Annotated in this window: 18 protein-coding genes; 10 read left to right on the top strand and 8 right to left on the bottom strand. The window is 64.3% G+C overall.

From position 1 onward, the window contains the following. The first annotated feature begins 81 nt into the window (after positions 1–81). Positions 82–1,572, top strand: a complete 1,491-nt coding sequence (locus tag OU995_RS05395) for a sensor domain-containing diguanylate cyclase (protein ID WP_267834498.1) — start codon at positions 82–84, stop codon at positions 1,570–1,572. A 16-nt stretch (positions 1,573–1,588) separates the two neighbouring features. Further along, positions 1,589–2,131, top strand: coding sequence for an adenine phosphoribosyltransferase (locus tag OU995_RS05390; RefSeq protein ID WP_058937076.1), 543 nt, complete (start codon positions 1,589–1,591; stop codon positions 2,129–2,131). Here OU995_RS05390 and OU995_RS05385 read toward each other — a convergent pair. Beyond that, positions 2,125–3,090: a LysR family transcriptional regulator gene (locus OU995_RS05385; protein WP_267834497.1), complete on the bottom strand. Its 966-nt coding sequence runs from the start codon at positions 3,088–3,090 to the stop codon at positions 2,125–2,127. The two genes, OU995_RS05390 and OU995_RS05385, sit on opposite strands and share 7 nt — an antisense overlap. Before the next feature lie 85 nt (positions 3,091–3,175). Between OU995_RS05385 and OU995_RS05380 the strand changes: the two genes are divergently transcribed. Then, on the top strand, positions 3,176–4,081 hold the full coding sequence (locus OU995_RS05380) for an MBL fold metallo-hydrolase (protein ID WP_267834496.1): 906 nt from the start codon (positions 3,176–3,178) through the stop codon (positions 4,079–4,081). Between the two features lie 24 nt (positions 4,082–4,105). Here OU995_RS05380 and mnmE read toward each other — a convergent pair whose 3' ends face one another. The 5 genes from mnmE to rpmH all read right to left on the bottom strand — a co-directional run bounded on the left by mnmE (position 4,106) and on the right by rpmH (position 8,455). Further along, a complete protein-coding gene (gene mnmE / locus OU995_RS05375) occupies positions 4,106–5,491 on the bottom strand; it encodes a tRNA uridine-5-carboxymethylaminomethyl(34) synthesis GTPase MnmE (protein ID WP_267834495.1) in 1,386 nt (461 codons plus the stop codon). 240 nt (positions 5,492–5,731) lie between these two features. Then, positions 5,732–7,441, bottom strand: coding sequence for a membrane protein insertase YidC (gene yidC / locus OU995_RS05370; protein ID WP_267834493.1), 1,710 nt, complete (start codon positions 7,439–7,441; stop codon positions 5,732–5,734). Continuing rightward, on the bottom strand, positions 7,438–7,752 hold the full coding sequence (yidD, locus tag OU995_RS05365) for a membrane protein insertion efficiency factor YidD (RefSeq protein WP_267834491.1): 315 nt from the start codon (positions 7,750–7,752) through the stop codon (positions 7,438–7,440). The genes yidC and yidD overlap by 4 nt, the downstream gene beginning before the upstream one ends. Positions 7,753–7,767: 15 nt before the next feature. Next, positions 7,768–8,091: a ribonuclease P protein component gene (locus OU995_RS05360; protein ID WP_324288709.1), complete on the bottom strand. Its 324-nt coding sequence runs from the start codon at positions 8,089–8,091 to the stop codon at positions 7,768–7,770. A 229-nt stretch (positions 8,092–8,320) separates the two neighbouring features. Continuing rightward, complete coding sequence (rpmH, locus tag OU995_RS05355) at positions 8,321–8,455, bottom strand: 50S ribosomal protein L34 (RefSeq protein ID WP_058937081.1); 135 nt, start codon at positions 8,453–8,455, stop codon at positions 8,321–8,323. 511 nt (positions 8,456–8,966) lie between these two features. Between rpmH and dnaA the strand changes: the two genes are divergently transcribed. The 3 genes from dnaA (at position 8,967) to gyrB (ending at position 14,407) form a co-directional block, all read left to right on the top strand. Beyond that, entirely contained in the window at positions 8,967–10,517 is a 1,551-nt protein-coding gene (gene dnaA, locus OU995_RS05350) for a chromosomal replication initiator protein DnaA (RefSeq protein WP_420714814.1), read from the top strand. A gap of 125 nt (positions 10,518–10,642) precedes the next feature. Next, positions 10,643–11,767: a DNA polymerase III subunit beta gene (gene dnaN / locus OU995_RS05345; protein WP_267834482.1), complete on the top strand. Its 1,125-nt coding sequence runs from the start codon at positions 10,643–10,645 to the stop codon at positions 11,765–11,767. A gap of 120 nt (positions 11,768–11,887) precedes the next feature. Beyond that, on the top strand, positions 11,888–14,407 hold the full coding sequence (gene gyrB, locus OU995_RS05340) for a DNA topoisomerase (ATP-hydrolyzing) subunit B (RefSeq protein ID WP_267834481.1): 2,520 nt from the start codon (positions 11,888–11,890) through the stop codon (positions 14,405–14,407). A 111-nt stretch (positions 14,408–14,518) separates the two neighbouring features. Here the strand turns inward: gyrB and OU995_RS05335 are convergent, their stop codons facing one another. After that, complete coding sequence (locus OU995_RS05335) at positions 14,519–14,944, bottom strand: type VI secretion system amidase effector protein Tae4 (RefSeq protein WP_267834480.1); 426 nt, start codon at positions 14,942–14,944, stop codon at positions 14,519–14,521. A 516-nt stretch (positions 14,945–15,460) separates the two neighbouring features. On the opposite strand from OU995_RS05335, the gene OU995_RS05330 reads away from it, so the two are divergent. From OU995_RS05330 to OU995_RS05320, 3 genes are all read left to right on the top strand, one after another. After that, positions 15,461–15,814 carry an IS66 family transposase zinc-finger binding domain-containing protein gene (locus OU995_RS05330; RefSeq protein WP_267834479.1) on the top strand — a complete coding sequence of 118 codons (354 nt, stop codon included), beginning with the start codon at positions 15,461–15,463 and terminating at the stop codon, positions 15,812–15,814. Then, the gene (locus OU995_RS05325; RefSeq protein ID WP_267834478.1) at positions 15,811–16,341 is read left to right on the top strand and encodes a hypothetical protein; all 531 of its coding nucleotides are present in this window, start codon (positions 15,811–15,813) and stop codon (positions 16,339–16,341) included. The genes OU995_RS05330 and OU995_RS05325 overlap by 4 nt, the downstream gene beginning before the upstream one ends. 157 nt (positions 16,342–16,498) lie before the next feature. Beyond that, the gene (locus OU995_RS05320; protein WP_267834477.1) at positions 16,499–16,705 is read left to right on the top strand and encodes an SIP domain-containing protein; all 207 of its coding nucleotides are present in this window, start codon (positions 16,499–16,501) and stop codon (positions 16,703–16,705) included. Positions 16,706–16,970: 265 nt separating this feature from the next. On the opposite strand, the gene OU995_RS05315 is transcribed toward OU995_RS05320, so the two are convergent. Continuing rightward, positions 16,971–17,888 (bottom strand): LysR family transcriptional regulator, encoded by a 918-nt coding sequence (locus OU995_RS05315; RefSeq protein ID WP_267836187.1) that lies wholly within the window; start codon positions 17,886–17,888, stop codon positions 16,971–16,973. A 119-nt stretch (positions 17,889–18,007) separates the two neighbouring features. Here OU995_RS05315 and OU995_RS05310 point away from each other — a divergent pair, with 119 nt between their 5' ends. Further along, positions 18,008–19,210, top strand: coding sequence for a serine hydrolase domain-containing protein (locus OU995_RS05310; RefSeq protein ID WP_267834476.1), 1,203 nt, complete (start codon positions 18,008–18,010; stop codon positions 19,208–19,210). The last annotated feature ends 387 nt before the right edge of the window (positions 19,211–19,597 follow it).

Raw genomic sequence — 19,597 nt, 5'->3', positions numbered from 1 at the left:
AGAAGTCCCCCGTCGGGGGCGTATCGGCCTGTTCGCGGGGTGGATAGGATGCCCGCACCCTTCCGCCGCCCCCAGCTCGTGATGACCCGACTCGCTGAAGCCCGCCTCTGGCCCCTGCTCGCATTTGCGCTGCTGGTGGGGCTGCAGGCGGCGATTCTCATGGTGTCACTGGGCGGGCTGCCGGACTCGCCGGGCTGGGCTCCTGTGGTGCCGTGGCTGGGCTTTGCCGCGCTGGCCTTCACTGTGCTGCTGGCGGTGAGCGTGATGGGGGGGCTGTCCCGGGCGCAGGCGCGGGCGCGCAAGGCCCAGCGCACGCTGGAAGAGGCCATCGACGCCCTGCCCGCCAGCGTGGAGATCTTTGATCAGGACGACCGGCTGGTCGCCTACAACCGCCGTCTGGTGGAAATCTACCCGCACATGCTGCGGGCCTTCCAGCGCAAGGCGAGCTTCGAAGACCTGGTGCGGGAATCGCTGGAGCGCGGGGGCATCCCGGAGGCCCGGGGCCGGGAAGACGAGTGGCTGCAAGAGCGCAAGGACGCACGCGGCCGCCAGACCGCACCGTTGCTGCAAAGGGTGCATGACGACATGTGGCTGCGCATCTTCGAATGCCGCACTCCGTCGGGCGGGATCGTCGGTGTGCGCATGGAAGTCACCGACCTGATCCATGAACAGCAAAGCCTGGCGGCCAGCCGTGCCCAGCTCAAGGCCACCATCGAGGCGGCCGGCAACGGCATCCTCACACTGGACTCTGGCGGCCATGTGCTGGAGGTCAACCCCAGCACCGAGCAGCTGTTCGGCTTCAGCGCTTCCGAGCTGCAGGGGGTGCACATCGGCATGCTGTTTGGCAGCACGGGAGATCTGATGCATCCGCAGGATCTGCTGGGCACGCCGCGGGAATTCAGCGCGCGTCACCGCAGCGGTGAACGGCTGGCGCTGCAGCTCACCGTGGCGGAAGTGCGTACCGACACCATCCACCTCTATGTCTGCATCGTCACCGACTTCACTGAGCGCCATCGCCAGGAGGAGCGCCTCAAACGCGCCAATGAGTTGCTGGCGAGGCAATCCACCACCGATGGCCTGACCGGCGTGGGCAATCGCCGGCTCTTTGACCAGTTGCTGCAGCAGGAATGGCAGCGGGGCACCCGGTCCGGCCGGCCGCTCGCTCTGGTGATGGTGGACATTGACCACTTCAAGCAATACAACGACCGCTATGGTCACGTGACCGGGGATGACTGCCTGCGCCGGGTGGCCACGCTGCTGCGCAGCTGTGTCGGGCGGGGCAGCGAGGCGGTGTGCCGCTATGGCGGGGAAGAATTTGCGATGCTGCTGGTGGACACCGACCTGGCGGGCGCGCAGGTGGTGGCCCAGCGGTGCCTGGACAGCGTGCGGCTTGCCGCCATCGAGCATGAGGGCTCACCGGTGCGGCGCTCGGTCAGCCTGTCGATCGGCGTGGCCGCCTGTGTGCCCGACACCGGCACGCCGCCGCAGCGGCTGATCGAAGCCGCAGACCGTGCGCTGTATGACGCCAAGCAGGGCGGTCGTGCGCGGTTGATCTGCCAGCAGTTGGCCTAGGCGCGACAATCCCGCCATGCAAGACGCCATCGCCTTCCTCAAGCAGCAGATCCGAACCGTGCCTGACTGGCCGGAACCAGGGGTGCAGTTTCGGGACATCACCCCGCTGCTCGCCAACCCACGTGCGTTCCGCGTGTTGATCGACCAGTTCGTACACCGCTACTTCGACAGTCGTCCCGACGTCGTCGCCGGCCTGGATGCGCGCGGGTTCATCATTGGCTCGGTGCTGGCCTATGAACTCAACATCGGTTTTGTGCCAATCCGCAAAAAAGGCAAGCTGCCGTTCACCACCGTGCAGGAAACCTACGAGCTGGAATATGGCAGCGCGACGGTGGAGATGCACACCGATGCGGTGAAGCCCGGGGACCGGGTGCTGCTCATTGACGACCTGATCGCCACCGGCGGCACGATGCTCGCCGGCAAGCGCTTGCTGGAGCGGCTCGGCGCCACGGTGATCGAAGGGGCGGTGATTGTGGACCTGCCGGAGCTGGGGGGCTCGGCAAAGATCCGCGAGCAGGGCCTGCCGGTGTTTGCGCTGGTCGATTTTCAGGGTCACTGAGTCGTCTGCGGCGGTGCCAGTCCGCCGTGAAATTCCGTCAATACTTCGACGAAGGTCCTGACCTTGGCAGGGCGAAAGCGCGCGGTCGGGAACACGGCGTGAATGCCACCGGAAGGCAGATGCCATTCGGGCAACACCGGGATCAGCCGCCCCTCGGCGAGATCAGACCGGACCGCGTAATCCGGCAGGACCGACAAGCCTGCGCCCATGCAGACGGCCTCGCGCACAGCCAGGGTCGCGTTCAGGAAGATGGACGGGTGGACCGTCACTTCGTCTGGTTGAAGGTCCCGCCCGCTGCCACTGCGGGAGAAGCGCCAGTGCAAGGGGTCACGCAAGGCTGCATTGGCGACGAAGGGCAAGGCGCCGATCTCCGCCGGACGCTTCAATGCGCGGACCTGCCGTGCCCAGCCCGGTGCGGCCACCAACAGCTGCCTGAACGTTCCGATCTGGCGAGCCTGAAGATGTTGCTCCGTCAACCATCCAACGCGGATGGCCAGCTCCACCTGACCTGAGAGCAAGTCCATGGATTGATCACTCAGCGCGGCGTCCACCTTGCACTGGGGGAATCGCTTGCTGAACTCGACCACGGCCGGAACCACCGCGCTCAGCCCGTAATCCAGCGGCGCCGTCAGGCGAAGCGTGCCCGCTGGCTCGGCCGCGACCTCTCCCAACTCATCAAAGGCTTCACCGGCCTCCTTCAGGATCAGCGCGCAGCGCTGGTAGAAGGCTTTGCCCGCGTCCGTAGGCACGACCCGGCGGGTGGTCCGCGTCAGCAGGGTGGTGTGGAAGTCTTTCTCCAGCCGTGCGACCTGCTGGCTCACCACCGCTTTGGTGATGCCCAGGCGCTCTGCAGCCGCCGTGAACGTGCCGGTTTCCACCACCGCCGCAAAGTAGGCCAAGCGCTTCAGATTGGCCAGGTTGTGCAGGCTGGCGTCATCGAGACTGTTTGCTTTTTGCATACAGCGTGTCTATTTCATCGTCATTTATCTGTCAATCACATCTTCCTACGATGAGCGTTCCCTACCCAACAGGCAACACCTCGTCATGATCAAGCGACGCGACTTCCTTCAAACTGCAGCGGTCACTGCTGCAGCTTCCGCCGTGACTCTTCCGGCGCTCAGCACCACGGCTGTCGCCGCCGCCCCGTTGCAATGGCGGCACTTCCCGGCCGGTGACAACGGCTTCTTCCGGGCTCCGGTGCTGCTCTCAGGCGCGAAGGACGCCATCCTCATCGACGGCGGTTTCTCGCTGCCGGATGGACGCGCGGTGGCCGAGGCGATCAAGGCCTCGGGCAAGACGCTGACCACGATCTATGTGAGCCAGAGCGACCCGGACTACTACTTCAGTCTGGGTCCGATCAAAGCGGCATTCCCCTCGGCCAAGGTCATCGCCGCGTCGGCCACGATCGCGGCGATCAAGGGCAATGTCGAGAAGAAGCTGGCGGTCTGGGGGCCGCAGCTCAAGGAGAACGGCCCTCAGACCCTGGCGGATGTGGTGCTGCCAGAGGCGTTCGACGGGCCATCGTTGACTCTGGAGGGACACACGATCGAGATCGTCAGCGCGCAGGGGCTGGAGAACCGCCGGTATCTGTGGGTGCCCACACTGCAAGCGGTGTTTGGTGGCGTGCTGGTGTTCTCGGGCCTGCACGTCTGGACCGCAGACACGCCGACGGCGGCGGCTCGCGCGGCGTGGGTCAAGACGCTGGAAGCCATCGCGGCGCGCAAGCCGAAGGTCGTGGTGCCGGGGCACATGGCCGCCACGGGCAGCCTGGATGTGGCTGCGGTGAACGAGACCCGCAACTACCTGCTGGCCTTCGAGGAAGAACAGGCCAAGGCTGCCAACAGCGCTGCACTCATTGCCGCCATGACGCGCCGCTATCCGACGGCCGGGTTGGGGGCCGCGCTGCAGATCGGCGCCAAAGTGGTGAAGGGGGAGATGAAGTGGGGATGATGGCCCGGACGCCTTGGACCCGGCCTACTTCCCGATACAGAACCGGCTGAAGATCTCCCCCAGCAGATCGTCGGCCGTGAAGGCGCCCGTGATCTCGCCCAGCGCATCATGCGCCAGCCGGAGCTCTTCGGCCATCAGGTCCAGGGCGGCCGCCGGCACCTGGGCGGCCTGCTGCAGGGCCAGGTCCACATGCTCACGCGTGCGGCGCAGGGCCTGCACATGACGCTCGCGGGCAATGAACAGGCCCTCCGGCACCGCATGCCAGCCCACCTGCTGCAACAGTCGCTGCCGCAGCGCATCCAGGCCCGCGCCAGTCTTGGCGGACAGGCGCAACGCGCCTTCCGCCGCCACGGTGCCTTCACCCTCAGGGGCATCGGCCTTGTTGTAGATCTGCAGAATCCGCGCGGGGTCCACGGCCGACAGACGGCTGCGGATCTCGGCATCCTCGCTTTCATAGCCCGGCTGACCGACACGGGTCAGGTCATGCAGGAACAGCACCACATCCGCATCATGGATGGCGTCCCAGCTGCGGGCCACGCCGATGCGTTCCACCTCATCGTCGGTATCGCGCAGGCCGGCGGTGTCACTGATGTGCAGCGGCACCCCTTCGATCTGGATGGTCTGGCTGAGCTTGTCGCGTGTCGTCCCCGAGATCGGCGTGACGATGGCCAGTTCCGCGCCTGCCAGCGCATTCAGCAGCGAACTCTTGCCCACATTCGGCTGACCCGCCAGCACCACCTTGATGCCCTCGCGAAGGATGGCGCCCTGGCGGCTGCGCTCCAGCAGCGCATCCAGCCTCGCCAGCAGGCGTTCGAGTTTGCCCAGGGCATCCGCCTGCTGCAGGAAATCGATCTCCTCTTCCGGGAAGTCCAGCGTGGCTTCCACCAGCATGCGTAACTGGATTAGCGCGTCCCGCAACTGGCCCACCTCGCCACTGAGGGCACCGGCCAGGGCACGTCCGGCACTGCGAGCAGCGGCCTCCGTGCTGGCATCGATGAGGTCGGCCACCGCTTCGGCCTGGGCCAGGTCCAGCTTGCCGTTCAGGAAGGCGCGCCGTGTGAATTCACCTGGTTCGGCCAGGCGGATGCGCAGGCTCGGATCGGCCTCCAGGCAACGCGCGAGCAGCAGTTGCAACACCACCGGGCCGCCGTGCGCCTGCAACTCCAGCACATGTTCGCCGGTGTAGCTGTGCGGCGCCGGGAACAGCAGCGCCAGGCCATGGTCGATGGCCTCGCCCTGGGCACTGCGAAACGGGAGATAGGTGGCCTCGCGCGGCTTGAGCGCACGGCCGCAGATCGCGGTGACCAGGCCGGTGAGGTCCTGCGGCGAGGACACACGAACGATGCCCACAGCGCCGCGTCCGGGTGCGGTGGCGATGGCGGCGATGGGATCCTGGTGACGGGACAGCATGCGCGGATTGTCTCGCACGGGTGGCTTTTGCGGCGCACCGAGGCGCATGACCCGACCCCACTGCAGCGTCAGTGGCGCGGGGTAGGGCGGGTGATGGCGCTCGTGCCCCATCACCACGCACCTCCGGTTCCCTGGATACCCGACCGAGGGAAGCGAACCCCGCAGAACAATTAAGCACCCGCGCGCGGACGAAAAAAAGCCCCCGTCATGCGGAGGCTTCGTTGTGGGTCGCGATTGGCGTTAATTCGTCACGCCGTGCTGCTTGTTGATCATCCACTGCTGGGCGATGGACAGCAGGTTGTTGACGAAGTAGTAGAGCGTCAGACCGGCCGGGAAGAAGAAGAACATCACGCTGAAGGCCAGCGGCATGATCCACATCATCTTGGCCTGCACCGGGTCGGTGGGCTGTGGGTTCAGCCACACCTGCAGCAGGCTGGTGGCCGTCATCAGCAGCGGCAGCGGGCCCAGCGGCACGTGCATCCAGCCCAGCCAGGTCGGCCAAAGCTCCGTGAAAAAGGCATCCGGGCGGGACAGGTCGTGCACCCAAAGGACCCACGGCGCACCGCGCATTTCCACGCTGGACAGCAGCACCCAGTACAGCGCCAGGAAGACCGGCATCTGCAGCAGGATGGGCAGGCAGGAGCCCAGCGGGTTGATCTTCTCTTCGCGATACAGCCGCATCATTTCCTGCTGCTGCTGTTGCGGCTTGTCCTTGTAACGCTCGCGCAGTTCCTGGATGCGGGGGTTGATGGCCTTCATCTTGGCCATGCTGCGGTAGGCCTTGGCGTTCAGGCCGTAGAAGGCAATCTTCAGCAGGACCACCACGCCCACAATCGCCCAGCCCCAGTTGCCCAGGATTTTGTGCAGCAGATCCATCAGCCAGAACAGCGGCTTGGCCAGGATGGTGAACATCCCGTAGTCCTTGACGCGTTCAAGGCCGGGGGCCAGTTGCTCCAGGCGCTTTTCTTCCTGCGGACCGACGTAGAGCAGGTTCTCGAGCTTGCCTGTCGCGCCCGGGGCGATGGTCGGGAAGGCGGTGACCATGGACAGTGTCACCAGCTTGCTGGGGGACTCGCTCACGTCAAAGGCCCGGGCACCCGGTTCATTGCGCAGCCACGCACTCACGAAATAGTGCTGGACCATGGCGATCCAGCCATCATCCGCACGACGCTCGTAGTCGGCCTTGTTGTCCTTGAGTTTGTCGAAGGGCACCTTCTGCATCTTGCCCTGATCGGTGTAGACCGTTGGGCCGGTGAAGGAGCTGGGGGCCATCGACGGGCCGGTGTGATCCACATGGTCGTCACGCACCAGCCACACCGACAGCTCCGGCACCAGCGGGGCCGTGCCGACGTTGGTCACCTCATGCTTCACGTCGATGGCGTAGTCGCCCCGCTTGAAGGTGTAGACCTTTGCCAGCTTCACGCCCCCCATGGGCGGCGACTCCAGGCGCACCGTCAGGGTGTCGGCACCGTCCTTGAGTTCACGCGGCCCGTCCACCAGGGTCAGGACCGTCTGATGGGTGGGCGCCCCCGGCACATTGCGCAGGGCCGTCTGGGCGCTGTAACTCCGCAACGGGTCCAGCACCACCACGTGGCCGCTCGGGTCCTTGTCGTCGGCATGCTTGAGCAGTTCCACCCGCACCAGCGCACCGCCACGGGTGTCCAGCGTGGCCTTGACCACATCGGTGGTGACGGTCACGAGCTCACTCTTCACCGGTGCCGGTGCTGAAGCGGCATCTGCCGCGGCCACAGCGGCCGGGGCCGAAGCGCCGGAAGCCGGCAGGGTCGCGCCAGGAACGGCGGACGCGGGGGTGCCCGGGGCGCTGGCCGTCTTGGCCGGCGCGGGACCGAACATCGAAGGATGGCCGTTGTGCCGTTGCCAGCCGTCCCACAGAAGGACCAGCGACATGGTGAACACCACCCACAAGATGGTGCGGCGTATATCAGTCATGGGGAAGCTTTTGAATTGGCGGTTGAAGAGGCTCGACCCGCCTTGCGCCGAGCAAGGTAGGTGAAGAGACGGGGCGGATTGTCAGGCACGGGATCATGCCCGCCCGGACAGAACGGATTGCAGCGCAGGATACGCGCTGCGGCGAGATAGGTGCCGGCGGCAGCCCCATGCTGGCGCAGTGCCTGCATACCGTAGTTGGAACAGCTGGGCGAATACCGGCATCCGGCACGCAGCCAGGGGCTGAACAGCAGCTGGTAAGCACGCACCAGCCCCATGAGCACACGGGTCGGCAGACTGGGTCGTGTTGTCATGGGTGGGTCCGTGCATCAGCCGGCACGCGCCTGGGCCGCCGAGATTTTGCGGATCAGCTCCAGCAATTCGGCCCGCGCTGCGCTGCGCAGGGCGTCGGAAGAGGCGCTGGGAAACTGCTTGCGGTCAAACGGCAGGCGCAAGCGCACCACCCAAAGGCCCGGAGGCAGGGTGGGAAGGGTGCCGAAGACCTGACGGATTTGCCGCTTCAGCAGGGTGCGGGTCACGGCCCTGCGCGCATGGCGTTTGGGCACGACATACCCCAGCCAGGCGGCTGCGGGTCGGTCGGGAACCGCGTCATCCACAAGCTGTGGATGAATCTGCGCATCACCTGTGGACAAGTCCGCCATTCCTGTGGATGAACCTGTGGAAGGATCTTTGGGAAGGCGGCGTGCCGGCAGCGATGGGCTGGCGGCCAGGTGATGAACGGCGAAGTGAGGGCTGCGGGCGCGGCTGGGGGTCCCCAGCACGCGCTCGAAATCGGCCGATCGAACGATGCGGCCGGTCACGGCTTGGTCGGACTGAAGAAGACGCGACGTGTCGAGACGATCAGGCGGTGCCCGACCAGCCTCAGACGGCCAGGCGCTTACGGCCCTTGGCGCGACGTGCGGCGATGACGGCGCGGCCACCGCGGGTCTTCATGCGAACCAGGAAGCCGTGGGTACGGGCGCGACGGGTCTTGGAGCCTTGGTAGGTGCGTTTCATGGTGAACCTCTAACGAAATGTCGGAAATGTCGGACTAGACGGTGGGTACTGTCGGACACCGACAGTGGTATCAGGCACTTCAGGCAGCGCAGTTCATGTAGAACACTTCATGCAGGTCAGACCCATGGGTCAGAACTATTGGCCAGCCACATTGGCCAGACACAACGACCGATGTGATCACTGTGCCCAGTGTGCCCAGTGTGTCAGGGGGACCCGCCGCCGTGCTTCGAGCGACCCCTGACCAGCACCTGACCACAATCTAGCCACAACCTGGCCGCAAGAATGCATGCCTGAAAGCTCATTCTGGAGGCCCACGGACATACGTCCAGGCGTCCGGAAAACCCGCGATTACAGCAAAGAATCGGAGCACGGTCAATCTGCGGGTATGCGCGTGCGGGGGATTACCTGATCTTGACCCTGCCAAAAATTCTGTGGATAACCCAGACTTCGCGGCCCCTCATCGGTACAATCTGGCCGCTCGAAGAATAAGTTTTCCACAATGAGCGCAGACGTGTCTGAGGTGACTTTGTGGCAGCGCGTCTGTGAACGCCTTGCCACCGAGTTGCCTGAACAGCAATTCAATACCTGGATCCGGCCGCTGCCCGCCGCCGAAGTGATCCACCTCCAGGAAGGGAATGGCGAGGACGCCGTTCTGGTGTCTCTGCGCGTGCCCAACCGCTTCAAGCTGGACTGGATTCGCAGCCAGTACGCCAACCGCATCGAGATCATCCTGGGCGAGCTGGCCGGCAAGCCGGCCCGGCTGGAGCTGTCGCTGGCACCGCGCGAGACCATCGCCCCGCTGCCGCGCAACAGTGCGCCGGTGGCATCCATGGGCCAGGTGCTGCAGCAGCACGGCCTTCGGGGTGCATCTGGTGCTACGGGCGACACGCCGGCCGCATCGGGCGCTTCCGCCACACCCGCCGCCCGTGCGGCCGCTGCTTCTGCCGCAGCCTCCAAGGCGGCCCAACCGGTCACCGCCGCCAGCCTGATCGCCAATGCGCCGCCGCCCGGAGCGGCCCAGACGCTGCCGCCCAGCGCCACCCGCCACCGCATCAACACCAGCCTCACGTTTGACACGCTGGTGCCAGGCCGTGCGAACCAGATGGCCCGCACTGCCGCCCTGCATGTGGCCGGCGCGCCGGGCCAGATGTACAACCCGCTGTTCATCTACGGCGGCGTGGGCCTGGGCAAAACTCACCTGATCCATGCCGTGGGCAATGCCCTGCTCAAGGACCGTCCGGATGCCCGCGTGCTGTACCTGCATGCCGAGCAGTTCATCTCGGACGTGGTGAAGAACTACCAGCGCAAGACCTTCGACGAGCTGAAAGCCAAGTACCACTCGCTGGACCTGCTGCTCATCGACGATGTGCAGTTCTTTGCCGGCAAGGACCGCACGCAGGAAGAGTTCTTCAACGCCTTCGAGGCCCTGCTGGCCAAGCGCGCCCACATCATCATGACCAGCGACACCTATCCCAAGGGTCTGGTGGACATCGATGAGCGCCTCACCAGCCGCTTTGACGCCGGCCTGACGGTGGCCATCGAGCCGCCGGAGCTGGAAATGCGGGTGGCCATCCTGATCAAGAAGGCGGAGGCTGAAAGTGCCCCCATGCCGGAGGATGTGGCCTTCTTCATCGCCAAGAATGTGCGCGCCAACGTGCGGGAGCTCGAAGGGGCGCTGCGGAAAGTGCTGGCTTACAGCCGCTTTTCGCACAAGGAGATCAACATTCAGCTGGCCCGCGAGGCACTGAAAGACCTGCTCTCCATCCAGAACCGCCAGATTTCGGTGGAAAACATCCAGAAAACCGTGGCCGACTTCTACAAGATCAAGGTCGCGGACATGTATTCCAAGAAACGGCCGGCCAGCATCGCCCGCCCCCGGCAGATCGCGATGTATCTGGCCAAGGAACTCACCCAGAAGAGCCTGCCGGAGATCGGTGAGCTCTTTGGCGGGCGGGACCACACCACTGTCCTGCACGCCGTTCGCAAGATCGGCGGCGAGCGGCAGAAGAACACCGAGTTGAACCAGCAGTTGCATGTGCTGGAGCAGACGCTCAAGGGATGACGAAAAAACACTCCGTCATCAGCGAAAATAGCGCGTTTGCCAGAGTGGCGGCGGGCCAGAGTTGGACCCCCTGGAATGTCGGGAACGCCTGAAAAGCGAACAGCCAACAGTGGAGAGAGGTTGACATGATCGTGTTGAAAGCCAGCCAGGACAAAGTGCTTGCCGCGTTGCAGGCGGTGTCCGGCATCGTGGAGCGGCGCCATACCTTGCCCATCCTGGCCAATGTGCTGCTTCGCAAGCAGGGCTCACAGGTGGAGCTGACCACTAGCGACCTGGAAATCCAGGTGCGCACCACGGTTGAATTCGATGGGGACGAAGGTGATTTCACCTCCACCATCGGGGCTCGCAAGCTGATCGACATCCTGCGGTCGATGCCGTCGGAGCAGACGGTCAGCCTGACCTCCAACCAGAACAAGATGACGCTGCAGGGCGGCAAGAGCCGCTTCACGCTGCAGACCCTGCCGGCGGAAGATTTCCCGCTGGTGCAGGAAGCGGCGGACTTTGGCCCGGCGTTCAGCGTTCCCCAGAAGACCTTGAAGGGCCTGATCAATCAGGTGCACTTCGCCATGGCGGTGCATGACATCCGCTACTACCTCAACGGCATCCTGTTCGTGGCCGAAGGCAAGACCCTGACGCTGGTGGCCACCGACGGTCACCGCCTGGCGCTGGCGCAGGCTGAGCTGGACACCGAAATGCCCAAGCAGGAGGTGATCTTGCCCCGCAAGACGGTGCTGGAACTGATGCGTCTGCTGAAGGACGGCGGCAAGGGCGAGGAAGAAGAGCAGCCGATTGAAATGCGCTTTGCCGGCAACCAGGCCAAGTTCAGCTTCAGCGGCATGGAGTTCGTGACCAAGCTGGTGGAAGGCAAGTTCCCGGACTACAACCGCGTCATCCCCAAGAACCACCGCTTCCACGTGATCCTGGGCCGTCAGCAGCTGCTGGCGGCGCTGCAGCGTGCGGCCATCCTGACCAGCGAGAAGTTCAAGGCGGTGCGCCTGGCCTTCGATCCGGGCCTGCTCTCCATCGCGTCCAGCAATGCCGAGCAGGAAGAGGCGAAGGAAGAAATCGAGATCGACTACGGCGGCGACCAGATCGAAACCGGCTTCAACGTCACCTACCTCATGGATGTGCTGGCCAACATGAGCCAGGACATGGTGCGGGTGGACCTGAACGACAGCTCGTCGAGCGCGCTGATCAGCATTCCTGACCAGACCGGCTTCAAGTATGTCGTGATGCCGATGAGGATCTAAACACCGCTGCGCGGCCTCCGCTTTGATCTTGAGCGGAGGTTGCGCGCCCTCAGCTCCCGCGCGGCGGGGGCTCTAGCTAGATAGACAAACGGCCGCCACGGCGGCCTGGAACACTCTCTGATGAGCGATAACACCTCCCCTGAGAACACTCCGGACTCTGCCAGCAACAACGGCGGCTACGGCGCGGATTCGATCCAGATCCTGGAAGGCCTGGAGGCGGTTCGCAAGCGCCCCGGCATGTACATCGGGGACACCTCCGACGGCACCGGCCTGCATCACCTGGTCTTTGAAGTGGTGGACAACTCCATCGACGAAGCCCTGGCGGGTTATTGCGACGACATCGTCGTCACCATCCACACCGACAACTCCATGTCGGTCATCGACAACGGCCGCGGCATCCCCACCGGCGTGAAGATGGATGACAAGCATGAGCCCAAGCGCAGTGCGGCCGAAATCGCCCTGACCGAGCTGCATGCGGGTGGCAAGTTCAACCAGAACAGCTACAAGGTCTCGGGCGGTCTGCACGGGGTGGGGGTGTCGTGCGTGAACGCGCTGTCCAAGTGGCTGCGCCTGACGGTGCGCCGTGAAGGCAAGGTGCACCAGCTGGAGTTCCGCAAAGGTGTGCCGCAGGACCGCGTGATTGAAGTGCGGGATGGTTTTGAGACCAGCCCGATGAAGATCGTCGGCGAGACCGACAAGCGCGGCACCGAAGTGCACTTCCTGCCGGACACCGAGATCTTCACGCAGAACCACGAGTTCCATTACGACATCCTGGCCAAGCGGCTGCGTGAGCTCTCGTTCCTGAACAACGGCGTGAAGATCCGCCTGGCGGATGAGCGCAACAACAAGGAAGACAACTTCGCCTACTCGGGCGGCGTGCGGGGCTTTGTTGAGTTCATCAACAAGGGCAAGACGACCCTGCACCCCAACATCTTCCATGCCCAGGGTGACAAGCTGTCGGACCAGGGCACCAACATCGGCGTGGAAGTGTCGATGCAGTGGAACGACGGCTTTAATGAAAACGTCCTCTGCTTCACCAACAACATTCCGCAGCGTGACGGCGGCACCCACTTGACGGGTCTGCGTGCAGCGATGACGCGCGTGATCAACAAGTACATCGAAGACAACGAACTGGCCAAGAAGGCCAAGGTTGACGTCAGCGGTGACGACATGCGTGAAGGTCTGGCCTGCGTGGTGAGCGTGAAGGTGCCGGAGCCCAAGTTCAGCTCGCAGACCAAGGACAAGTTGGTGTCCAGCGAAGTGCGCGGCCCGGTGGAAGAAATCGTGGCGGCCAAGCTGAACGACTGGCTGCTGGAGAACCCGATCGACGCCAAGATCATCTGCGGCAAGATCGTGGATGCCGCACGTGCGCGTGAAGCGGCCCGCAAGGCCCGTGAAATGACGCGGCGCAAGGGCGTGCTGGACGGTCTGGGCCTGCCGGGCAAGCTGGCCGACTGCCAGGAAAAGGATCCTGCCCTGTGCGAGATCTACATCGTGGAGGGTGACTCCGCCGGTGGCTCCGCCAAGCAGGGCCGTGACCGCAAGTTCCAGGCGATTCTGCCGCTGCGCGGCAAGATCCTGAACGTGGAGAAGGCGCGCTACGAGAAGCTGCTGACCAGCAACGAAATCCTGACGCTGATCACGGCGCTGGGTACCGGCATCGGGCGGGGTGCGGGCGGTGATGACTTCAATCCGGACAAGCTGCGCTACCACCGCATCATCATCATGACCGACGCGGACGTGGACGGTGCGCACATCCGTACGCTGCTGCTGACCTTCTTCTACCGTCAGATGCCGGAGCTGGTGGAGCGTGGCCACATCTACATTGCGCAGCCGCCGCTGTACAAGGTGAAGGTGGGCAAGCACGAGCAGTATCTGAAGGACGGCCACGAGCTGGACGGCTTCCTGCTGCGCGTGGCGCTGCAGGATGCGGAGTTGCACCTGCAGGGTGTGGGTGGGCCGTCGATCAAGGGTGAAGAGCTGGAGCAGAAGGCGCGGCAATACATTGCTGCGCAGAACGTGATCCAGCGTCTGTCGGCCTGGATGGACGGCGAGGCGCTGCATCTGCTGGCCTCCGGCCTGGCGGTGAACCTGGACACCAAGGAAGCCGCAGACATCGCTGCGACGGCGCTGCAAACCCAACTGCATGATGCGGTGGTGACGGCGGAAACCGACCCGCGCACCGACAAGCTGCTGCTGCGCATCAGCCGTCGCCATCACGGCAATGTGCGCTCCAGCATCATCAGCGCGGACTTCGTGCATGGGGCTGACTATGAAGTGCTGGCCGAAGCCGGCAAGACCTTCAAGGGCCTGGTGAGCGAGGATGCGGTGATCAAGAAGGGTGAGGGCGAGAAGGCCAAGGAATCCAAGGTGGGTGACTTCCGTGCTGCCATGGCCTGGCTGATGACGCAGGCGGAATCCAGCGTCGGGCGCCAGCGCTATAAGGGTCTGGGGGAGATGAACCCCGAGCAGCTGTGGGAGACCACGATGGACCCGACGGTGCGCCGCCTGCTGCGCGTGCAGATCGAGGACGCGATTGAAGCCGACCGCGTGTTCACCATGCTGATGGGCGACGAGGTGGAGCCGCGTCGGGAGTTCATTGAGGCGAATGCGTTGAGGGCGGCGAATATTGATGTGTGATGGGGGGGTAGGCGCGAGCAAAGTTTTGCTGTTGTGAACGCAACGCTCTGCCGATAGTCGTGGCGATCTGAGGCTCGTGCCGAGCGTTCAGCCATCGACAAACATGTCGCTTCAAGAGCCCGGCATTGCCGGGCTATTTTTTGCCCGGTCCGTACGATACGTGCCGCCGGGTTCATTGAAGTAGCAGTGGTCGTAGCAGTGGGTCCCGTTGAACACAGTCGCATGGCCTGCCGCGTCCGACCAACCAGTGACCTCGAAGAGGATCACGCCCTTTTTCCCCCTGAGAGGGCCACCACCAGACGGCGGGAAAGTGACAATTTCAGGTCTGCCCCAATGCTGCTGCAGGAAGGCAATGAGATCCCTAACCCGGAAAAAATACTGCCGCTTGTCGCCACCGGTCACAGTCTTGCCCGGCATGCGCGGGATGTGGACGCCTGACTCGCTGAGGAGGTAGCTCATGCGTACCGCACAGGTGTTGGACCAGCGCTGCTTGGGGGTCCGCACAGATAGTGAAAGGCTCCGACATGTTCGGGACATGGAAACGCCCGGTTCGCCCGGGCGTTTTTGCTGGCGAGGGGAGTCTGCTATCGGGCCAGGTGTTCGTCTTCATCGGTCGCCGCCGCAGGCCAGCGCCGTCATTTGACCTCTGCGTGAGCTGGGCTGGGGGCGTCGGGCATTCGCGAACCACCGTTCGCCATTCGCAATTCGCAATTCTCCGCCCCCCCTCCCGGCCCGCGCTGCAATCATGCAGGCCATGCAACTGCTGGCCGCTTCCGTCGATCGCGCAAGTCTTCCCAACGCCCCCGAGGTCCTCAGGGATCTGCTGGTGCAGTCCTTCCACGCCCAGCAGGCACAGGTCCACCAGCAGATGGCCTCGCGGTCCGCGCGACTGGCGGAGTTCAAGCGCCGGGTCTTTGGCGGGCGCAGCGAAGTCCTCACGGTGCTGCAACTCGAGCTCTGGCAAGACCGTGTCCAGATCCCGGTGCCGCCCGAACAACGCCACGAGGTCAAGAGCCACCACCGCCGCCGGGCCGCCCGGCCATTGACCCCAGCTTGCCGCGCCGACGTATCGAGCACGACCTCAGCGACGAGGACAAGGCCAGCTTTACAAGGGTCGTTCGCATCAGCGAGGAACTCAGCGAGATGCTGGAGTACACCCCGGCCCGGCTGGAGGTGCTGCAGCATGCACGCCTGAAGTACCGCTGCAAGGACGAAGCCGGACGCTCCACCATCCGCAACGCCTGGGCCCAACCATCCCCCCTGGCACGAAGCAACGCCGGCCCCGTCCAGCTCTCCCACGTGATGGCGGCCTGCCTTCGCGACGTTCTGCAGCGCATCAATTACCATCGCCAGGATCGCCAGGATCGCCTGGAAGAACTGCTCCCCATGAACTGGAAGCCGGCATGAATACCCGAACGCCGCCAATGCAAGATACGGCGCTGATTGACGCCCTGAACCAAGCGACGACGCTGGATCTCTACCAGCTCAGCGCGCTGCTTGAACGGCTGATGAGCGACCCGCGTCGCATCGTCGCCATCCGCAAGGACCTGCACCTGGGTCAGGTGGTGAAGTTCTACGACCAACGGCGAGACATCATGCGCGAGGGGCGCATCGTTGAAATGCGCGATGCGCAACTGACGCTGCATGACACCCAGCAGCTGGTGCAATGGAAACTGCCCTACGCCGCCATTGAACCGCCCATACCCGGAGCGCCCCCTCAGCCTCAAACCCACGCGTCACCGCCACCTGCGGCTCCCCCCAAGCCCACACGTGACGACTTCGCGCGCGGCGAGAAAGTCTCCTTTACCGACCGCCACCTGCGGACCCACATCGGGGTCATCACACGCTGCAACCCCAAAACCGCCAGCGTCGACACCGGCGAGGCGGCCTGGAGCGTGCCCTATGGCCAACTCCGGCATGTGCTGGACCTGTGAGCGTTCCGGCACGGCTGGTCAAGAGACGGGGTAGACCGGACCGACACCTTGAGTTCGCCGTCTACGCTGCTCAGAACGATGCGTGCCCGCGTGCTCAATGCAGCGGGCAGCCGATCGTCAGCGCGACGGCACTGCGCGTGGCGTGGTGTAGCTGGATGTGCAGGACGCACCGGGCGTCGCGTTGCGTAAGAGCCTGATGCACAGGCCGCTGCCGCCAGGCCCGGGCTATCTGTGGATTGCAGGTGAGTCAGGCGCCGTCCGCACACTGCCCTCGCATGGCTTGCAGGAGCGCGAGCTGGAGCAGCATCGCGTGAGCGCCACGGGCTATTGGAAGGCTGGCGAAGCGGATTACCGAGACAGCTGACCCATAGGGGCAACCAGGTCCAAGAGTGGTTTGTTTGACCGCAGCCGCTCGCTCAGGTGATCGACGATCTGCTCCGGACCAACCTCGCTGAGGCCCAGTGTCGATTCAACCGCCGCTTCCATCGGCGCTCCATCTTGCCTCGCCTGCTACCCGCTGCTTTCCTTTCAACTCCGGCACCGGCGCACATCATTCGTGGGGTTGAGGTTGGTCGCAAATCAAGTCGGTTGATGTGCAGGTGCCGTCTGGTCTTATGCGCGTCAAGCACTTATCGGTTGCCTCGGCGCCGCTGGCCGTCAGGCACCGGGAACACCTGGGCGCACAGAAAATCGACCAAGGCCCGGACCTTCGGAGAGGGGTGCTTGCTTGCGGGCCAAAGTACGTGAAATACACCCGTCCGCTCCACGTGGTCGGCCAACACTTGGAGCAGTCGCCCATCGGCCAGCGGCTGCCTGATCGAGAAATCAGGCAAATAGGCGATGCCCAAGCCCTGCAAGGCAAAGCACACGCGCGTCTCGATGTTGTTGCAGATCATCGACGGGGGCAACTGAAGTTCGGTTTCGCCCGCAGGTCGGCGCAAGGCCCACGTCTCCAACTTGCCGCTGTTGGGAAACCGGTAGTGCAAGCAGGTGTGGCTCAGCAGATCGGTCGGCGCTTTCGGCGTCCCTCTTTTCGCGAGGTAGTCCGGCGACGCGACCAGCATCGAACGAAAGGTGCCGAGACGCCTGGCCGAGAGGCGCGAATCGCTCGGCTCTCCGGTCCGCACCACGGCATCGAAGCCTTCCTCGATCACATCGACCATCCGGTCGGTGAAGTCCAGGTCCAGTTCGATCTCCGGGTATTGCCGCATGAAGTCTCCGAGCACCGGCAGCACCAGCGAACTGACCAGCGGCAGGCTCACCCGAAGGCGGCCACGCGGCGAAGCGCTCGCCTCCGACAGTTCCAGCTCTGCCGCCTCGATCTCGGCCAGGATGCGCCGGCTGCGCTCCAGGAACAGCGTGCCTTCGGCCGTCAGCGTGACGCTGCGCGTGCTGCGGTGGAACAGGCGCACGCCCAATTTCTCTTCCAGCCGCACCACGCTCTTGCCGACCGCGGAGGCCGACACACCCAGCAGCCGACCAGCGGCCACGAAGCTGCGGGTTTCAGCGACCTGCACGAACACCACAAAACCGTTCAGGCTGTCCATATCTTGAAACTTCATTGCGGACATTCAGTTCCACACAACAAGGAACTGCACCCCACTTTATCTTTAATCGCAGGATTTCTATCGTGATGGCCATGCCCATTGACCGAAGGAAATTCCTCATGGCCCTCACCATCTCTCCGGCGTGTGCCACGCTCGCGCCTGCCCCTCTTCCCGATCGCGTGCTCACCCGCGTCCAGGCTGCTGTTCAAGCGGCTCTGGACGCGCAGCGCTTGGTGGGCGCGGTGGTACTGGTGGCCCGCGACGGCGAACTGATCCACAGCCAGGCCGCCGGTCTGGCGGACCGGGAAATCGCGAGGCCGATGAAACTCGACACGGTCTTCCGTCTGGCGTCAGTCAGCAAACCCATCGTCTCCAGCGCGGCCCTGGTGCTGGTGGCGCAGGGACGGCTCGACCTGGACGAGGACATCGAGCGCTGGTTGCCCGAGTTCCAGCCGCGCTTGCCCGATGGACGGCCTGCGCGGATCACGGCGCGGCAACTGCTCAGCCATACCGCTGGGTTGGGCTACCGCTTCTTCGAAGCGGACACGGATGGCGCCTATGCACGGGCCGGCGTGTCGGACGGTATGGATGCGTCCGGCATCAGCCTGGAGGAGAACCTTCGGCGCATCGCCAGCGTTCCGCTGTTGTACGAGCCGGGCACGGCCTGGGGGTACTCGCTGGCGACAGACGTGCTGGGCGCCCTGATCCAGCGAGTGCAGGGCGCGCCGTTGAGCGACGTGGTGCGCCAATTGGTGACCGGCCCGCTGGGCATGGCAGACACCGATTTCTTCGCCCGCAATCCGCAGCGCGTCGCCACCGCCTATGTGAACGACATGCCGCTGCCGCACCGCTTAGCCGAAGGCGAAACCGTCTCGGCCTTCGAGGGCGCGATCGGCATCGCCTACAGCCCGGCCCGCATCTTCGATCCAGAGGCTTTTCCATCGGGTGGCGCGGGCATGGCGGGCACGGCCGAGGACTTCCTGCGCCTGCTGGAATCCTTGCGCAGAGGGGGCAGCGCGCTGCTTCCCAGTGACCTGATCGCAGAGATGGGGCGGGACCAGACGGGCGGCGACGAACTCCCCAATGCGCCGGGCTTCGGCTTCGGGCTGGGGTTCTCGGTCTTGCGTGACCCAGGACTTGCCGCGACGCCTGAGTCGGAAGGCACCTGGCGTTGGGGCGGTGCCTACGGGCACGCCTGGTTCGTGGATCGGGCGCAAGGGCTCAGCGTCGTTGCCCTCACCAACACGCTGTACGAAGGCATGTCCGGCCGCTTCGTCACGGAGCTGCGCGATGCGGTGTACGGCTCGTTGGGCGCGCGGTGATGACAACAACACCTCCACGCTTGCCTCCAAGCGGAGCATGTTGAGAGGCATAAAATCGGCGCGCACAGAGAGACTGCAAGAGGGCGATGTCGCACCTTATTCCCGGGTCAACAAGGGGGTATAGCTTTCTCCGCCCCCCCTTGCTCCTGACCTGCGGTGGCCTCCTTGACAACCCGGACAACGTCTTGCGTTGTCGTTAGGGCAACCGACGATGACACTCTTTGCCGCCAGTTGGATTGCAAGAGACCTGTGCACACTGACTAAATTCTGCGATGACACGACCTTGGCTCCGGCCTTAAGATACTGTCCATTCGTACAGTCATTTAATCGTGCGGGTTCGTAAGTTCTTCTGACATCCCTAACCTGATCCACAAAAGCTTAGTCGCC

It is taken from the genome of Roseateles sp. SL47 (assembly GCF_026625885.1).
GTDB lineage: Bacteria > Pseudomonadota > Gammaproteobacteria > Burkholderiales > Burkholderiaceae_C > Roseateles.
This window is presented reverse-complemented; position numbering and strand designations above follow the sequence as displayed.